Genomic DNA, 16,458 nt, shown 5'->3' with positions numbered 1-16,458 from the left:
AAACTAAAGGAGAATCCTTAGGAATCCTACTCGAATTAGTGGGTGCAGAACCCATCAAAGAAGGAACGGGGCGAATTGTTCGCTATGAGTTAAAACCCTTAGCAGAATTGGGACATCCCCGGATTGATGTATTGGCAAATCTATCGGGTATTTTCCGAGATAGTTTTGTGAATATTATTGAATTACTCGATGATTTATTTAAACGGGCGGCGGAGGCGGAGGAACCAGAAGACCAGAATTTTATCCGTAAACATGCTTTAGCTTTACAAGCCCAAGGAATCGAGAATAATTCTGCCCGATTATTTTCTAACCCGGCTGGTGATTTTGGTTCCTTAGTGAATGAACAAGTGACGGATGGAAACTGGGAATCGGGAGAGGAATTAGGCAAAACCTGGGAAAGTCGCAATTCATTTAGTTATGGGCGTCAAGATAAAGGACAAGCGCGTCCAGAAGTTCTGACTCAGCTATTAAAAACAACCAGCCAGGTGGTTCAGGAAATTGACTCCGTGGAATACGGTTTAACTGATATTCAGGAATACTATGCCAATACCGGAGGATTGAAAAAAGCGGCTGAGAAACAACGGGGAAAGAAAGTCAGCGCCAGTTTTGTAGAAAGTTTTTCTAAAGATACAACCCCGCGCCAATTAGATGACTTACTGCGATTAGAATATCGGACTAAGTTACTGAACCCGAAATGGGCAGAAGCCATGGCAAGTCAGGGTTCAGGTGGTGCTTATGAAATCTCCCAACGGATGACAGCGTTAATTGGGTGGGGAGGAACCGCCGATTTTACCGATGATTGGGTGTATGATCAAGCAGCAGATACTTATGCCTTAGATGCAGAAATGGCAGAGAAGTTAAGACAGGCAAATCCTGAGGCATTTCGGAATATTGTTGCCCGGATGTTGGAGGCAAGTGGACGAGGATTTTGGCAACCCAGTGAGGACAAGTTACAGAAGTTGCAGGCGTTGTATGAGTTGACGGATGAGGAATTAGAAGGGGTGACGGTTTAAAGGATAATTTAGTGGCTGAATTATCCAATTGTCGTGGCGTGGCAAACCTGATTGGATCAATTAACGTTACGCCTGGAAACTGTAGGGGCGCAAAGCTTTGCGCCCGACTTAATAGTAAAATCTATGCCACCATTTTAGTAGGGTGCGTTGCTGGCGTGGTACACCTTATTTGATGAATTAGATTCGGCTTGTAGTAGGGAACCTTAGCCCTATATTCTGTTTGGTTTCCTATCGTCAACCCAACCTACAAGTTAATGGTAAAATCCATGCTACCTTTTTAGCCAGTAGGGTGCGTTAGCAAAGCGCAACGCACCATTTTTCAATGATTTTGCCGCAGCCTTACTCAAAAATATCGCAGGTTTTCGGGTTTACTGTTCAAGGTTTAATATGGGAATATAACGTTAATAAAATATAAGGCTAAAGCCCTTACTACAAACAAGATGACGACAATTAGCCCAAAGGTTGAGGTATCTAGGGACGAGATTGCTGCGTTTTGCCAGCGCTGGCAAATTACTGAGTTTGCCCTATTTGGTTCTATCTTACGAGATGATTTTCGCCCCGATAGTGATGTCGATGTACTGGTCAGTTTTGCGCCGGAGGCTAAATGGAGTCTGTGGGACATCATTAAGATGAAAGAAGAACTGAAAACGAAGTTTAGTCGGGAGGTTGATTTCGTGGAAAAGGAGTGTTTACGTAATCCTTTCCGGCGTTATGAAATTCTAAGTACAAAACAGGTTATTTATGCAGCCCAATAGTCGCGAATCTGGTTATCTTTGGGATATGTTACAGGCAGCAATTCGCCTTCAAGAATTTACGGCTGGTTTATCTTATGAAGCTTATCTAGAGAGTATATTGCTTCAGAGTGCCGTTGAGCGACAGTTAGAGATTCTAGGCGAAGCGGCGAGACGAATGTCAGATGATTTCCGTCAAGCACATCCGGAAATCCCCTGGAGTGATATTATCGGACAACGGAATGTTATTGCCCATCAGTATGAAGAGATTAGGCAAGAACGAATTTGGTCTGTAGTGACGTCAGATATTCCCACGCTGATTACTCAATTAGAACCTTTGATACCACCCTTGCCACCGGAAATAGAATAGTCCTAAAATAGTCCTTATTCGCTAGGAAAATATGGCTCAATCATATCGGAGGACTATTACTTGCCCGATACTTATGATAGACGTTGCCAGCTTGGTGCTTCTCGGCGTCGGTTTGAAGATGCTCAAGTGTTACATGACCAAGGGCGTTGGACAGGTTCTATTTACTTGGGGGGCTATGTTATTGAATGCTCTCTCAAATCTCTTATTTGTGACAGGGAAGGAAAAACTAACTTTAAAGATACTCGTGTATTTAAACAGGGACTATCTGGTTCACAATTACATAGTCTGAGCAAGTTACTGGAAACTGTACCTGCATTACAACGTGCGATAGAATTAGACCGCACTAATCGTTATCGAGATGCCTGGAATACAGTTTCAGACATTTGGCGTAATGATTCCTTACGCTATTCAGATAAAATGGGAGATAAGCAGGAGAGTCAACGCTTTATCAAAGCTATTAAAGTATTGCATCGATTTATTTTAGATCAACAAGGGGAGACGTCATGACCCATTCAACTCAATTTTCTCAACAGATTGAAGACCATGTTATTAATTCTTTAAAATCTGAAGATCCCGATGCACAGGTAAAAATAAAGCCAACTTCACTAGGATGGCTGAAAATTAGAGTTATTACTCATTTGTTTGCAAACCATCCCTTAGAATGGCGCGAACAAAAAATTGATTCTTTTTTAGAGACTATTAATACTAACTTGGGTCAATACCCCATTGCTGGTTATGAGCTGTTAACCCCCCAAGAAGCAACAGAAAAACCTTCAGCTACTATCCAATTACCACTGTGGTCAGACCTCTTAATGGCTCCAGAATCTGACCAACCGATTCAGATTGATGAAGATAGTCCTAAGCGTCCCTTAGTTGTTACTTTTTACTCATTCAAGGGAGGTGTAGGACGTTCTACTGCTCTAGGCTTAGTCGCCAGTATATTGGCAAGGCGTAATCGTCGAGTTGTGATGGTCGATTTTGACCTAGAAGCCCCAGGTATTTCGATTATGTTCCGCTCAGATACAGAAACGTTCAATGAAGAAACCTACGGAGTCCTGGATTACTTGCACCAACGCTATTTGACTCCTGAGCAGAATATTCCCCCGATTGAGAGTTGTATCTATCCCATCAATTTACCCACTCGTGGTGAACTGTTTTTAGTGCCAGTGGGAGAGTATAATGAAAATTATATTCATCGGTTAGCTGATCTGGATCGACACACTCTAGAAAAGTTCTATCAAGGTGAAACCAATCCAGTTAATCAGCTTATGGAAGATATCAAAACTCAGATAAATCCAGATGTAATTTTGATTGATGCACGTCCTGGATTTAATGATACCAGCGCGATCGCACTTTTTGATCTCGCTGATACGGGTATCCTTTGCTTTTCACCGACTGACCAGAGTTTTGAAGGATTACGCTGGGTTGTGAAAGGGGTGCGGAAACACCGTGACTATGAAGGAAAACCTGATCTTCGCTTTCTGCTTACGCCTATGCCTCTAGTTGCACCAGAACAGCGTCAAACTTGGCTCACTAGGGTTGAAGATTGGATTGAGGAAAATTGGGGTTTACCGAGTGAGACAACTGTTGGAGAACTTTACTACGAAATTCCCTATAATCCTAGTATTACAACTTTATCTAGTTTGATTGGTGTTCCCAGAAGTTTACTGAATGATTATTTACAAATTGCTGATGCTATTGATGCAAGTCTACCTGATATCAAGCCTGAACTAGAAAAAGATGAAACTTCAGAAAAACGTAAATCTATTTTAAAGCAATTAAGCTTCGATGCAGCAACCGCTCAAGAAATAGAAGCGGATAATATCCCAAATATATTTCACCGCACTGAAGATTTTCCCCGATTTTTAAGCAACAAAAACTGGTTAATTCGGGGGGCTAAGGGAACGGGAAAAAGTTTGCTGTTTCGTCTGTTTGTCGAACAATCACAAAAAGCGAAAGAATTAGCTCATTCCGAGGTTAATTTAAGTAATGTTAACTTTTTAGCCGCCCATGGTCAACCGAGATTACCTGGACCTATCCTAGAAAGTAATGATTTAGCGAGTTATGAGCAACAAGTGGGTGAGAATAGTTGGTCAATTTTTTGGCTAAACTATGCTCTGTTGCAACTGTGTTATTCTATACCAGAATTACGTTCACTCCCTGAATTAGATCAACAGTTAGTTGCATTAATTGATCAAGACAACCCTCCCCATTCTCCAATCGTTGAGTGGTTAGTCCATCGCACTCAATCTCCACAAGCTGGGTCGCAAGCGGCTGATGAACTACGGGCAATTGACCGCTGGTTGCAAGAGAATAAAGAGGTCGTATGGCTGCTTTATGATGAGTTAGATGCTGGTTTTGGTTCGACTCCAAAAGACTATGTTCGTCGAAAACAAGCACTTGGAGCGTTACTGGCTTGGTGGCTGGAGAGTGGGACAAGTCTCAGATGTATTGTCCCTAAAATATTTTTACGGGAAGATATTTGGAATCAACTTAACTTTACCAACAAAGGGCATTACACTGGGCGATCACTCCAACTCCGTTGGGATGAAGCTGATCTCTGGAGACTTGTGCTACGCCAAGCCTTAACCAGTTCTGCTACTCTTAGCCAATTTTTGGAGCAAAAATTGGGGGTAACAGTGGCACGACTAAATGCCATTGAGCTAGAACAACTTCGGACTAGCTTGTATCCTCTATGGGGTGAGCGGATGGGGCGGACGAAAAAAGCGTATACTTATAATTGGGTGCGGACTCGTATTGCTGACGGTCAAAAGAACTGTTTTCCGAGAAGTTTAGTCTTATTGTTACAAGAAGCAGTTAAACGGGAAAAAGACTTCTCAACAGAGTATAGTAAAGAGATAGTCCTGCGCCCAAAAGCTTTGATTGATTCTTTTCCCTATGTTTCCGAACAACGTGTTGATGAAGTCCGCAACGAGTATCCTGAACTTCAAGTCTATCTGGATAGATTACGAACTGAACGTTCTCCGATTGATGAAGAGAGACTAGCGGAAATTTGGAAAGTGGAGGATAACGAATTAACGGAAACTATCAGGGATATGATCGAAGCTGGTATTCTCACCGAACGTTCTCGTGCCAATGATCCGCCGCCTCGTGTCTATGCGGTTGCTGAACTGTACCTGTATGGATTGAATATGGTTCGCAAAGGACAGCGTTAGCATACCTTATTTCTAGATAAAGTTTAGGAGTTTGATGAAAGTTGCTATTTTTGAAGTGTGTCGTAGTCCGGAAATTAAAAAGAAGACTGAATCCTTAATCATATCCCACTTTTTTACCAAACAAGCGATAGATTACAAACTTTACAGTAATGATGGGATTTGGCAGGAAAAGACAATCCTTGACAAATATTCATTTAGATTGTACTTGAAAAAGCCGGATTTTAATATCGTTCACTTGGCTATGCATGGAACAAATGATGGCTTGATTTTGCAATGGTCTAATGCGAAGAATATTGGCGAACGGGTTCCAGAGGTTATATTAACCGATTTTGATATTAGCTTGATCAGAGAATGGCAGGGAAAAATAGTGGTTAGTGGTGCTTGTAGTTCCGCTCAACTAGCCGATTCTTTTTTAGCGGCGGGTGCAGCGGCTGTAATTGCCCCTCAATCTTCTATTCCTTGGACGAATTTAGGACTTTTTTTTAGCCTTTTCTACAAAAATTTATTTTCAGGTAAAGACTTAAGATTGGCGTTAGATTTAGCAGTTTGGCAGTTTCCAGAGTATGAAAGTTATTCGGTTGTGCGTTAGCTCCCGTTAAAGGTGCGTTACGCTTCGCTAACGCACCCTACAAATAGAGGCTTGGCGTAAGTCCTAAATCAATTATTTCTTCGGTAAAGGATTGATGCTTATAATACGGATAAGGTGGTGCGAGTTGGTGCAGGGGAAGGCGTATGCAATCAGAGGAACAGCAATGGGTTCAGGAATTTGTTGAACATGCGACGGAACATCTCTATCGAATTGAACAAGATTTGCTCCAGCTATCAGGTTCTAAAGACATAGAATTGGTGTATGGGCTATGCCGTGCAGTTCTGTCGATTCAAGCCCAGGCAGAAATGTTAGGTCTAGATAGTATTGATAGACTGGCTAATCGTTGGCATGAGCAACTTGAACTATTAAGAGATTATCCGATTAACTGCGACCAAACATTACAAAATCTCTTTTTTCAGCTATTCGATGCATTATCTCTATTCGTAAGTAAACTTAAGCAACCCTATGGACTTAAAGACGATGATGCTAATCAGGTTGTTTCAGGTACAGAGTCGATATTTAACCGTATTGATACTCATTTAAGGTTTCTGCTTAATCCCCCTGTCGCTTTTGCCGAAATCGAGCAAATATTTCCCCTGGAACGTGCAGTAAAACAAGCCGGGTTAGACTATGGTAAGGAGGTCAAGATAGGAATTGAGGGTAGGGACACATTAATTCCTAAAGTGGTCTTGGACACTTTACCGAAACTATTATCCCACTTAATCAACAACGCGATCGCGCACGGAATCGAGTCCCCCCAAGTGCGCCAAACTCTGGGCAAATCGCCAGTTGGTCAGATTGTCATGAGTGCTTTTCATCAGGATAACCAAACAATAATCACCTTTTCTGATGATGGCGCAGGAATTGATTTAGAACGGGTGAAGGCGAAGGCAATCAAAAAAGGGTTAATTACAATAACTCAAGCCCAGATTATTTCCCCAGAAGCCGTCTACGAACTCCTGTATCATCCTGATTTTAGCACTAAGGATGAGCGAGATTTGAGAGCCGGAACCGGGTTTGGTTTGGATATTGTTCGCACAGAACTTAATAAAATTGGCGGCTCGATTTCGACAACTTCTCTACCCGGAAAAGGAACAACGTTTAAAATTATTTATCCAAACGCCCTTGGCTAATCCCACGCTGATGCGAAATAATGCAGGTGCAAACTCTAATCATCCACGAGATTGTGATGACTGCATTTTTATTCATAACTGACTTAGATAACACTCTAGTTGGCGATGACGATGCCCTCAAGGAACTCAATCAACAGTTAGAGCAGCATCGCCAAGACTATGGGACTAAGATAGTCTATGCGACTGGGCGATCGCCTGCCCTCTACCGGAAACTGACTAGCGAAAAGTCCCTACTGTCACCGGATGCGCTGATTACCTCAGTTGGCACCGAAATTTGCTTCAATCCGCAGGAAGAAATCTTTGACCCAGAATGGGCGGATATGTTGGCACAGGGGTGGAACCGGGACGCAGTTGTGGCTATAGCTGCTCATTATTCTGACCTAGTGCTGCAACCTGAGACAGAACAGCGCCCGTTTAAAGTCAGTTATGTGTTGAGTGAAGAAATTTCCTCAGAGGTTTTGCCTCGTCTGGAATCCTCTTTAAAGGAAAAAGGATTAGATGTCAAGCTGATCTATAGTGGGGGTCAAGACTTGGATATTTTACCTCGTAAAGGGGATAAAGGTTTAGCCGTACAATTCCTGCGGCAAAAATGGGACATGGACGCCACAAAAACCGTTGTCTGTGGTGATTCTGGTAATGATATTGCCCTGTTTAGTGCTGGGGAAGAACGGGGTATTCTGGTGGGAAATGCTAAACCTGAACTGCGTCAATGGTATGAGGCGAACAAAAAAGATTACCATTATTTTGCTCAGGCAGATTATGCAGATGGTATATTAGAAGGTCTGCATCATTTGGGGTTTCTGGTTTAGGAATTGGGGATAGGAGAAGAGGGAACAGGGAAGATCGCCAACAGTGTAGAGACGCGCCATGGCGCGTCTCTACTGATGTAACGGTCAGTCTAAATTTGGATACTTATAATTAATGATTAGTTATCTCAAGGGAACAGTCGCGACGATTCAGAAAGGGAATGGGAATCGAGTTACTCTGATTCTAGAGGTTAACCAAATCGGGTATGAGGTGCAAATTACTCGACAGCTATCCCAAGAGGTTCAGATCGGATCTGAACAAGTGGTACAAGTTTTTACTCACCTGCAAATCCGGGAAGATCAACAAATCCTCTATGGCTTCGCGTCAGCAGCAGAACGGGATTTATTTCGCCAGTTGGTGAGTGTGAGTGGGATTGGTGCCCAATTAGCGATCGCACTTATCGATACCCTAGGACTACAGAATCTGGTTCAGGCGATTGTCACCGGGAATACTCGCACCTTAGCCAAAACTCCAGGAGTGGGTAGCAAAACCGCTGAACGCATCGCCTTGGAACTGAAAACCAAGTTATCTGAATGGCGAAAATTCGCGGGTGTGGAAACTCCAGCCAGTGCAACGGGACCCTCCCCCGCTATTTTAGAAGATGTGGAAATGACCCTACTAGCCCTAGGGTATGAAACCGCCGAAATTACCCAGGCGCTGAACGCGATTAGTCAGGATGCACTGCTGGCGAAAAACCCCAACGCCGAGGAATGGATTCGACGCGCGATCGCATGGTTGAGTCAGTAGCAGTGGGGGTGATCATCTCCGATTAACCTATCGCCGTTTGCCGACTTCTGAACCAGTTAATCACCAGTTTTTCCAGTTCAATCCAAACAAACATTAACGCACTAAACCCAAGACAAATTAAAAGTTCTTGAGGACTTAACCAGTGAGTGCCAAAGAAATCCCGTAGGGGAGCCACATAAATTAGCATTAATTGTAATGCCGTGGTCAAGGTGACAGCACTCAGAACATAAGGTGGTAAATACCATCGTTTTCCATTTCGGACAGCATTGATACCAATGTATAGCGCTTCGCGCTGGTCTAGTTACACTTTGTTTGTACGAACATCTCATCTAGACTCAGCTTCAGGTATGGGAGTTGTAAATACACCAGAGCGACTTGCTATAGTTCCAATAAACTAGATGATTTCCGCTCAATTTTTAACCTTTAGTAATACTGACAATATAAAAAGTATAAAAGCTACATCAATAGAAAAACAAACTATCAATCTTCTATCTAGCACTTTATTGCCTTGAACATCTGATATCTTTGGCTCAGAGAGCAGATACGATATTGTTACTTGGGAGTTAGGTTTCAAACGTTGATATAAGTTTTCGTTTATTTGCTTCTTTTTTGTATAAGTGGTGACATCTTCTCCAGATTCATTGATTTTATAGCGGTACTTTATAAAATAAGAATTGGGTGCTTTAAGCCCAATACTTTTGTCAAGTTCAATCACTGTGGCTTGAGTAGTGATCCCAGAATCGTGAATCTCTTTTGCTGTCTTCCATTCTATAAAAGTGAATATATTAAAGACTAACACAAAGATAATTATAGTAATGGGGAAAATTAACACTAAAGTCCATGTGATTATTTTGTCCATAAATCTAATTTAAAAGGTATAATTAAATTATCTTTTCAAGAATATAATTCGTTCTTGTTATGCTAACCTTTATTACTTGGTTTGGTCTGATTAGACTTAGATAGCAAGTCATCAAAACTAAATGATGGAATTTTACGTCCTTGACGCGCCCGTTCTATTGACTCTCGTGCATCTTTTCTATATTCTTGCTGTCTTTTGTCCTGTTCGTGAATATCATCTTCTGGGGTAGATAAAAAGCCCCTTAGTCCTTTGAGGAAAGCTAGAGATAGTTGATCATCATTTTCTTTAGCCTCTGCTAGCAATTGGTCAAGTTGGTCGGCAAACTTCCGCAAGTTATCTGACATTTCTTCGAGGTTTTGTTCAGAGTTAGTCGATAGATACCACTCCCGCAGTTGATTGGACAATTCCTCCAAATCTGCATCTACTTTGATTCCCTGCTTTTGCAGCCTTTGTTGCACAGTATGCATCTGTTCCCGGAGCTTTTCTAGTTGCTCTGAGTCTTGGGCAGTTGCGGTTTCTATCGTTACCTTGAGACTATCTAAGAGTTTGCTAAAGCTTTCTTGGGCTGCTTTAGGATTACTTTTTAGTACCTCTGGTGATATTCCTAAAAGGGAAGAGATGATCTTTAACCCTTCTTGAGTTTGAACGGAAGATGTACTGCTTTGTGACGGAGCTTTTTGTAAACCGACTTGAGTTGCGAAGGTTAGCAGACTAGTTATTGTACTTTTAGCCTGATCCATAGCTTGACTCATTTCGGCATAGAGATGAGTTTTCGCCTCCTCCTCCGAAATTTCAAAATCAGCTAATCTTGCTGAATCTACTTTCTTTTTCTCACCCCCAATGGTGTAGATGATAAAATCGCCACTAGGCAGTTCTTGAGTAACCGGAATTAAAAAATATCGAGTTCCATCAGAATCCGTACAAAGGTATTGTGTTTCTTTAATTTCCATATTTAGTATATTATATTAATTAACTGATTTAATTACTCTAGATATTTAACTGGGGAGTTGACCAGAGTATTGATTAATACTCTCAAATTCGCCATACACATCTTCTAGCCAGCCTTGAGAACGCCAACGACCTTCGCTGTTATCAGATGGTTCATATACCAACTCTAAATAACTACTTTCCTGTCCAGTAACAGCCAAACGATTATTTTGGCTAAAAAGAAAGAGAGATGCACTTACACAAGCTTTGCCCTCTATAGGTTCCATTCCTAACCTTCCCTCCCAGGCTATAGTCAAAGGACCACCAAGGGATCTAGCACTACGAATACAACAACAAAATGACTCCTCATCGACTATTGACTCTTCAATAGTCTTATCAATTATTTCAATTTGCTGTTGCAAGTAATCAGAAAGCTTACTGATCAAAAAAATAATGATTTCAGAAAAATCCTCTTTTGTTGAGTTGACTTTCATAGGGATTTGCCATAGCTTTTGTTCAATTGAATTGCTTTCTTTCATAATCAATCCTTAAAGCACCAAGGCTTTTTGATTTTCTCTTGTTAGTCTTTGTCTCAAGGCCAATCATCTAAGTTAAAGCGATCGGGATTAGGGTAGATCACTTCATTTGAACCCTCTACTTTGATTTCAACATAGCTGGAATCACCTGCCCATTTCTGGGGATCTACTGGTGTCGCATTGCCCTTACTGCTTACTGAACCATAAGCTGTGATCACTGAATTTTTCCTTCCGGCTTCTGTGATTACTATGCTACCATCTTTGTAGTATATGTCCACTTCTCTCCCATTTTTATTCCTTCCACTAAATATACGTTCAGGGTTATTTAAAATCTCAGCTTGAGTTTGATTGGATACGCCATGTTTAGACCTTGCATGTCCGGCTGTACCGCTGCCTTCAACAGGTTGTGCGCCTTTAATGTCTTTGGGATCTACAGGTTCTCGGAAATTATCAAAGCGCTTTCTTGATTCCTCTATCTGAGCTGTCCGCCTTCTAATATTAGCAAGCTCTTGCTCTAACTCTGCGGCTTGTTTGGCCTTAAGGTCTGGGTCAGGGATTGCTTCAACTTCATCGAGTTGAGATTTAAGGTGACTATTTTTAGGATCGGCAAGTTCGTTTGCATATTGCGTTCTGATTTCTCCACAGTCTGAACAACGAACAACGCGACCATCTTCTAAAACTTTGATTTCATGTCCATCAGCAGCTTTCTGTTTGGCAACCACACCAGGCTCAACTTGAGGCTCCCCTGTATGGCTACTACGTCCATTAGGTGTTTCATCTGTTTTAATTGTTTTAGTGGCTTGTTCTGTAGTTTCTCCCGTAGCTTCTTCAGTAACTTCTTTTGTAGTTTGCTCCGCTGTTTCTCCAGTTGCCTGTTTCGTCGCTTTTTCTGTAGTTTCCTCTGTGATATCCTTGGTAACTTGTTCTGTAGTCTCTTGGGTAACTTCTTTAACGGTTTGTTCCGTAGCTTCTTCCGTCACTTCTTTAGTGACTTGTTGAGTTACTTCTTCGGTAACCTCTTTGGTCACTTGCTCAGTAACTTCTTCAGCTACCTCTTTAGTCACTTGTGCAGATACTTCCTCTCCAACTTCCTTGGTAACTTGTTCAGTAACTTCTTGAGAAACTTCTTTAGTGACTTGCTCTGTGACCTCTTCGGTGACTTCTCTGGTAACTTGTTGTCCTACTTCCTTCGTCGTGGCTCCTCCAAGCCCAGTCTTGCTATAGAAGCCACCAAGGTAGGGTGCTAGGATCGTACCACCGAGATTACCAAGGAAGTTAACTCCAACGCTACCGTACATCGCCTGGAATGCTGTCTCCAAAGAGAACTCTTCACCACTCATTGCCCGTTTCAATGTATCAGTGAGGCCAGCACCAACTGTGTCAATAACAGTTCCGACAACAACTTCTGCCCCCATTGTGGCTGCTTTGGTGAGGACTTGATTAGTTATACCTTTAGCTAACAGTTGCTTACCAATAAAGCTGCTGGCGGCATTGCCAGCTCCTGCACCTGCAAGAGTAATGACACCAGCCACTGCTCCAAGTACAGCTTCTCTGAAGTAAACCTCTTTTGAAGAAATTTCTCCATCTACAGCATCGTGCAATAGTTGTTTTGTCACACCACCCGCAGCGCCGATAAGAGCGGCTAAACCAATCGTGGCTAATAAACCAATGCCTGTACTAGCCAGTGCAACTATCGCCGCGGTGACAACAATTGCGATCGCAATGTCAATGATAATCTTGACCCAGCCTTTCCACGCAGGCTGAACCTTATCCGCTGCCTTGTCAGCTTCCTCGGTAATCTTAGAATCAAGTTCGGAGAGGGAACTTCTCAGGTCAGTTTCGAGCTGAGTAACGCTGTTTTCTAACTCAGTTTTGAGATTTTCCCCTACTGTCTTGAACGCTTGGTCAACATCGTTAATTAATCCTTTAAGTTCCTCAACAACTCGATCGGCTGTTCCCCTGACAGTTTCAGTATGTTTATTTTGTAAGTCAGTGAAAACTTGGCTAGCGCTATCCGTAACTTGAGTTAGGCTAGTGCTGAAATCTCCTAGAACTTGCTCGGATAGCTCGCTCGTCTGCTGACCCACCTCATCTAAACTTTGGATAGCTTGCTGACTTTGTTCGAGTATGCCCTGAGAGGACTCGGTAATTCCTGTCTCAACTGTGTTTTGTGCCTCAGCAACTACATAGTTTAGCTGTTCTCTAGCATTGGCTAGAGTGGCTTTGAGAGCCTCTGGGTTAGGACATTCAACGCCACTTGCTTCACTAGCCATCTGCTGGAGTGTTGCTTCAACACTTGCAGCCGCTTCGCTAACCCCTTGCTGAAGCGCAGCAATGGATTGCTGTTCGGTTTGGTGAATTGCTAATTTCTGCTGTTCACCAACCTGGTTAACCTGCTCAAGCTGGGTTGTCTTCAGTTGATCCAGAGAAGCCAGTGTTTGGCTCAGAGCCTGTTCAACTGCCTGGGATTGACTCTGTAGGGTTTTATTAGCCGCTAAGAGGGACGAGCTTTCCGCTTGGTCGAGTTCCGTTAGTGCTGCTGTGTGTTTGGCTTCAATTTGAGCGCGAGTTTCCTCTATCTTGGTCTGAACACCTTCGAGAACACTCGACTTGTTAGCTATTAACTGGTCAGCCGACTCGTTTGCCTTGGTAACTAGCTCCTCATTATAAGCTTGCCCTACCTGTAGAGCCGCATCCTCTTTAGCCTTACGCCGATTTTTGTGGTAGTCCTCGCCATCCCAAAAATCATCCCAACCGCTAGTTTCTGGAAGGGGTTCTTGGCTGTACTGCTGACTTCTGGCTTGCCCTTTAGCAATTGCCTCGCCCCCCAAAGTTGTGCCTAAAGCACGGGCATTAATTTCTGCGGTAGCGAAGCAATTATTGACTGCCTCGACCATATCAGTCTGGAGCCGTGTTAAAGATTCAAGGGATGTGGTATGTTCTGTCTCAATTCGTTCACGAGCATCCGCCGTTGCCTGTTTGATGGCTGATTCTGTAGCTTTATACTGTGTTTTTAATTGATTTTGCGCCTCTGTTGCTTGAGTTTTCGCTTTTGCACGAGCTTGAGCAATAGCATTAGCGACAGTCGTCTGATTTTGTTGGATAGCCGCATCAATTAAAGCCTGAGCTTGAGTAGTTGCTTCCTGGATGCGTGGCTGAATGGTTTGACCCGCGTCTGTCACCTGAGACACACTGGTTGCACCATCGGACATAAATTGTGCTAAGGCAGCTTGTGATTCTTGCTGCTTACCTTCTTCAATTGCAGCAACACCACTGGCAGGAATCTGCTGAACTAACCCGCCGCCATTTTCATCTGTCTGAAACTGCTCCGGATTATTTGTCTGGAAAAGGACTACACCGTCACCAACCGAACCCAATACATTCTCTGCTCCTACAGTAGCACTGTTATCCTCCGTAGTTAAGAACATTGCTTTGGGTTGACTAGGAACAAAGTTTGGTTGTGCAGTGGGTAACTGTTCCACATTGGACTGAGCCGCCTCCATCTGGGTGCTGGTTTCGGCTACAGCACTTTCAGCTTGGGCAGTCTGGGCAACCTTTTCTGTTTGTTCTGTTTGCTGACTATCTAGATCTCCTTGAGTCGTATCCTCACCAGCAACCGTTTCTGGATTAGCTTCATTGTCTACAGCTACTGCTTCTGTAGACTCTTCAGTTGACTTGTTCTGTTGTGTCGCTTCTTCTTTTGCTGTATCAGCTTGAGCAATTTCACTATCCTTGCTACCTTGCGCTGGTTCGGTGACCTTGGCTCCAAGTTCAGTTTTAGCCTCCTCTACAGCCAGCTCGACTTCTTGAGCATCCGATCCTGTTGTAGTTTCAGATTCGGGTTTACTCTCTGTTTCAGGTTGTTCTTGTTCATTAAGAGCTTTTGATGGCTTCTCCTGTGATTTGTTAGAAGTATTTTTGTTATCGTTATGAGTATTAGTTGTGAGCGTTGATTTTGTCGAGGAAACTTCAGTAGTTTCCTCTTCACTAGGAACCTCTTCTGAAACTGAAGTATCCGGTTTATTATCTTCCTCTTGTTCTCCTTCTTTAACAGGTCTAAATTCTTCCGACGTTGTAACCTTTCGTGAAATTTTTTCCTCAGTGCTACTTTCTTGACGCTCAACTGTATGAGATGATGATTGATTCAATACGGGATTGACTGGATTCACAGGCGAATTAATCCGCTGTGATTTGAAGGTATTGAGTCGATTTAATCCGGGGTTAGAGGTAGGTTTTATTGGCTGGACAACCTGATTCGACAACCTGCCAAAGTTTACTTGTCTCTGAATGGAGGATGACGGTGTACCTGGAACGTTTATCGGAATTTCGAGGAAATTGTGATAATCTTCTGATTTTTCTTTCTCTTGATCTGGTATGTCAGGTGTTTCAGACTGGCGCTGAACGGTTTGAGGTTCACTCGATAATATCTCATCTTCTTCAGCATCTGGTATTTCTTGGTGTTGGATGGTTTCATCCAACTCCGGCGGCTCTTGTTTAGCTTCAGGTTCTAGTTTTTCCTCGTTTTCAACTAGCTGCTGTTGAATTGGATTTCCCGATTCCCCCAAGTCATCCTGTCTTTGTATAGATGATGGTGGTGTACTTGAAGCGTTGGCGAGGAGTTCTGATAAATTATGCTTCGGTTGTTCAACTTTAGCTTGGATATCAGGCTCTTCTTCTGGGTTTTCAATACTATCTACTTCTGATTCAGGTATTGCCTCAGCTTCGCTATCGGGCATTTCCTGACGCTGGATAGTTTCATCTTCTTCCTGCAGCTCTTGTTCAGCTTCTGGCTCAACTTTTTCCTCAGTTTCAACGGGCTGCTGTTGAATCGAATTGCCGAATTCCCCCAAGTTCCCTTGTCTTTGTATAGAGGATGGCGATGCACCCGGAGCGTTGATGGGGAGTTCTAGGAAATTACGAGCCGGTTGTTTCGTTTTCGGTTGGATTTCAGTTTCTTCTTCTTGATTTTTAACTCTGTTTACCTGGGGTTCAGCGATTTCCTCGGCTTCACTGTCGGATATTTCCTGACGCTGAATACTTCCATCTGATGCTGAACCATCGGAGGCTGAAGCTAAAGAAATCTCGTCGCGCTCATTCGTCTCTTCTTGATCGTCTAAATCATCTAACCCATCTGCTTGAATATTTACAGCATCGGCGGCTGGCGTTGTCGGCTGATTTGTCACCTCACCTGAGTTGGGCTGACTCGGAATCGCTTGGGTTGTTGGGGGATCTGGAGCTTTAATCGGAATGTTGAGGGAGTTATAACCCAACTGGGAGATTTGATCAGCTTGCTGTTTTAGCTGTAGTTTTTCCTTTGGCGATAAATTTGGTGATAAGGCTTTGACACGACGCCTCTGTATTTTGAAGGGATTCGGCACAGGTGTCGAATTGGGCTTTGAGAAGCCTTTTTTCAAGAGGTGTTCGTGAGAAGACATTGCCGAGTGCCTCAACGATAGCGGTGATTCTGCTGAAGAATTATTCTACTTTACCTGCTTAGTGCTGGAAATTGATTAAATTTTGATTAAAATTTAGGCAGCTAGCTAAATAAGTTTTGTTAAGGGGCGCGATCG

13 protein-coding genes and 1 pseudogene are annotated in these 16,458 nt (G+C 42.9%); 9 read left to right on the top strand and 5 right to left on the bottom strand.

The genetic code is table 11. The features are described from left to right. The 9 genes from MC7420_RS04430 to ruvA form a co-directional block, all read left to right on the top strand. Positions 1–1,013: cobaltochelatase subunit CobN (locus tag MC7420_RS04430; RefSeq protein WP_044205080.1), on the top strand; the 1,013-nt coding region annotated here is incomplete at its 5' end. A gap of 440 nt (positions 1,014–1,453) precedes the next feature. Continuing rightward, a complete protein-coding gene (locus tag MC7420_RS04425; protein ID WP_006098765.1) occupies positions 1,454–1,768 on the top strand; it encodes a nucleotidyltransferase family protein in 315 nt (104 codons plus the stop codon). Continuing rightward, positions 1,755–2,114, top strand: a complete 360-nt coding sequence (locus MC7420_RS04420; RefSeq protein ID WP_006098805.1) for a HepT-like ribonuclease domain-containing protein — start codon at positions 1,755–1,757, stop codon at positions 2,112–2,114. Before MC7420_RS04425 ends, MC7420_RS04420 begins: the two co-directional genes overlap by 14 nt. Before the next feature lie 60 nt (positions 2,115–2,174). Beyond that, positions 2,175–2,621, top strand: coding sequence for a hypothetical protein (locus MC7420_RS04415; RefSeq protein WP_044205077.1), 447 nt, complete (start codon positions 2,175–2,177; stop codon positions 2,619–2,621). Beyond that, positions 2,618–5,290: a P-loop ATPase, Sll1717 family gene (locus MC7420_RS04410; RefSeq protein ID WP_006099127.1), complete on the top strand. Its 2,673-nt coding sequence runs from the start codon at positions 2,618–2,620 to the stop codon at positions 5,288–5,290. Before MC7420_RS04415 ends, MC7420_RS04410 begins: the two co-directional genes overlap by 4 nt. A 34-nt stretch (positions 5,291–5,324) precedes the next feature. After that, a complete protein-coding gene (locus MC7420_RS04405) occupies positions 5,325–5,879 on the top strand; it encodes a CHAT domain-containing protein (protein WP_006098889.1) in 555 nt (184 codons plus the stop codon). 143 nt (positions 5,880–6,022) lie between these two features. Then, positions 6,023–7,012, top strand: coding sequence for an ATP-binding protein (locus MC7420_RS04400; protein ID WP_006098878.1), 990 nt, complete (start codon positions 6,023–6,025; stop codon positions 7,010–7,012). Positions 7,013–7,068: 56 nt separating this feature from the next. Next, positions 7,069–7,821: a sucrose-phosphate phosphatase gene (locus MC7420_RS04395; protein WP_044205251.1), complete on the top strand. Its 753-nt coding sequence runs from the start codon at positions 7,069–7,071 to the stop codon at positions 7,819–7,821. Positions 7,822–7,933: 112 nt separating this feature from the next. Continuing rightward, on the top strand, positions 7,934–8,566 hold the full coding sequence (ruvA, locus tag MC7420_RS04390; protein ID WP_006098992.1) for a Holliday junction branch migration protein RuvA: 633 nt from the start codon (positions 7,934–7,936) through the stop codon (positions 8,564–8,566). Between the two features lie 22 nt (positions 8,567–8,588). On the opposite strand, the pseudogene MC7420_RS36510 reads toward ruvA, so the two are convergent. The 5 genes and pseudogenes from MC7420_RS36510 to MC7420_RS04370 all read right to left on the bottom strand — a co-directional run. After that, a pseudogene (locus tag MC7420_RS36510) lies at positions 8,589–8,798 on the bottom strand (cation transporting ATPase C-terminal domain-containing protein); the annotation flags it as partial. Positions 8,799–8,975: 177 nt separating this feature from the next. Further along, a complete protein-coding gene (locus MC7420_RS04385) occupies positions 8,976–9,425 on the bottom strand; it encodes a DUF3592 domain-containing protein (protein ID WP_044205074.1) in 450 nt (149 codons plus the stop codon). 62 nt (positions 9,426–9,487) lie between these two features. Next, complete coding sequence (locus tag MC7420_RS04380; protein ID WP_006098973.1) at positions 9,488–10,375, bottom strand: hypothetical protein; 888 nt, start codon at positions 10,373–10,375, stop codon at positions 9,488–9,490. A 45-nt stretch (positions 10,376–10,420) separates the two neighbouring features. Next, positions 10,421–10,891, bottom strand: coding sequence for a hypothetical protein (locus MC7420_RS04375; protein WP_006098829.1), 471 nt, complete (start codon positions 10,889–10,891; stop codon positions 10,421–10,423). A gap of 53 nt (positions 10,892–10,944) precedes the next feature. Beyond that, entirely contained in the window at positions 10,945–16,323 is a 5,379-nt protein-coding gene (locus tag MC7420_RS04370; RefSeq protein WP_006098828.1) for a hypothetical protein, read from the bottom strand. Between the last annotated feature and the right edge of the window lie 135 nt (positions 16,324–16,458).

It is taken from the genome of Coleofasciculus chthonoplastes PCC 7420 (assembly GCF_000155555.1).
In the GTDB taxonomy this organism is placed as follows: domain Bacteria; phylum Cyanobacteriota; class Cyanobacteriia; order Cyanobacteriales; family Coleofasciculaceae; genus Coleofasciculus; species Coleofasciculus chthonoplastes_A.
This window is presented reverse-complemented; position numbering and strand designations above follow the sequence as displayed.

Coding starts and splice junctions, on each gene's coding strand:
- MC7420_RS04410 (WP_006099127.1), top strand. CDS start 2,618: ATGACCCATTCAACTCAATTTTCTCAACAGATTGAAGACCATGTTATT.
- MC7420_RS04370 (WP_006098828.1), bottom strand. CDS start 16,323: ATGTCTTCTCACGAACACCTCTTGAAAAAAGGCTTCTCAAAGCCCAAT.
- MC7420_RS04420 (WP_006098805.1), top strand. CDS start 1,755: ATGCAGCCCAATAGTCGCGAATCTGGTTATCTTTGGGATATGTTACAG.
- MC7420_RS04425 (WP_006098765.1), top strand. CDS start 1,454: ATGACGACAATTAGCCCAAAGGTTGAGGTATCTAGGGACGAGATTGCT.
- MC7420_RS04395 (WP_044205251.1), top strand. CDS start 7,069: ATGACTGCATTTTTATTCATAACTGACTTAGATAACACTCTAGTTGGC.
- ruvA (WP_006098992.1), top strand. CDS start 7,934: ATGATTAGTTATCTCAAGGGAACAGTCGCGACGATTCAGAAAGGGAAT.
- MC7420_RS04400 (WP_006098878.1), top strand. CDS start 6,023: ATGCAATCAGAGGAACAGCAATGGGTTCAGGAATTTGTTGAACATGCG.
- MC7420_RS04380 (WP_006098973.1), bottom strand. CDS start 10,375: ATGGAAATTAAAGAAACACAATACCTTTGTACGGATTCTGATGGAACT.
- MC7420_RS04385 (WP_044205074.1), bottom strand. CDS start 9,425: ATGGACAAAATAATCACATGGACTTTAGTGTTAATTTTCCCCATTACT.
- MC7420_RS04375 (WP_006098829.1), bottom strand. CDS start 10,891: ATGAAAGAAAGCAATTCAATTGAACAAAAGCTATGGCAAATCCCTATG.
- MC7420_RS04405 (WP_006098889.1), top strand. CDS start 5,325: ATGAAAGTTGCTATTTTTGAAGTGTGTCGTAGTCCGGAAATTAAAAAG.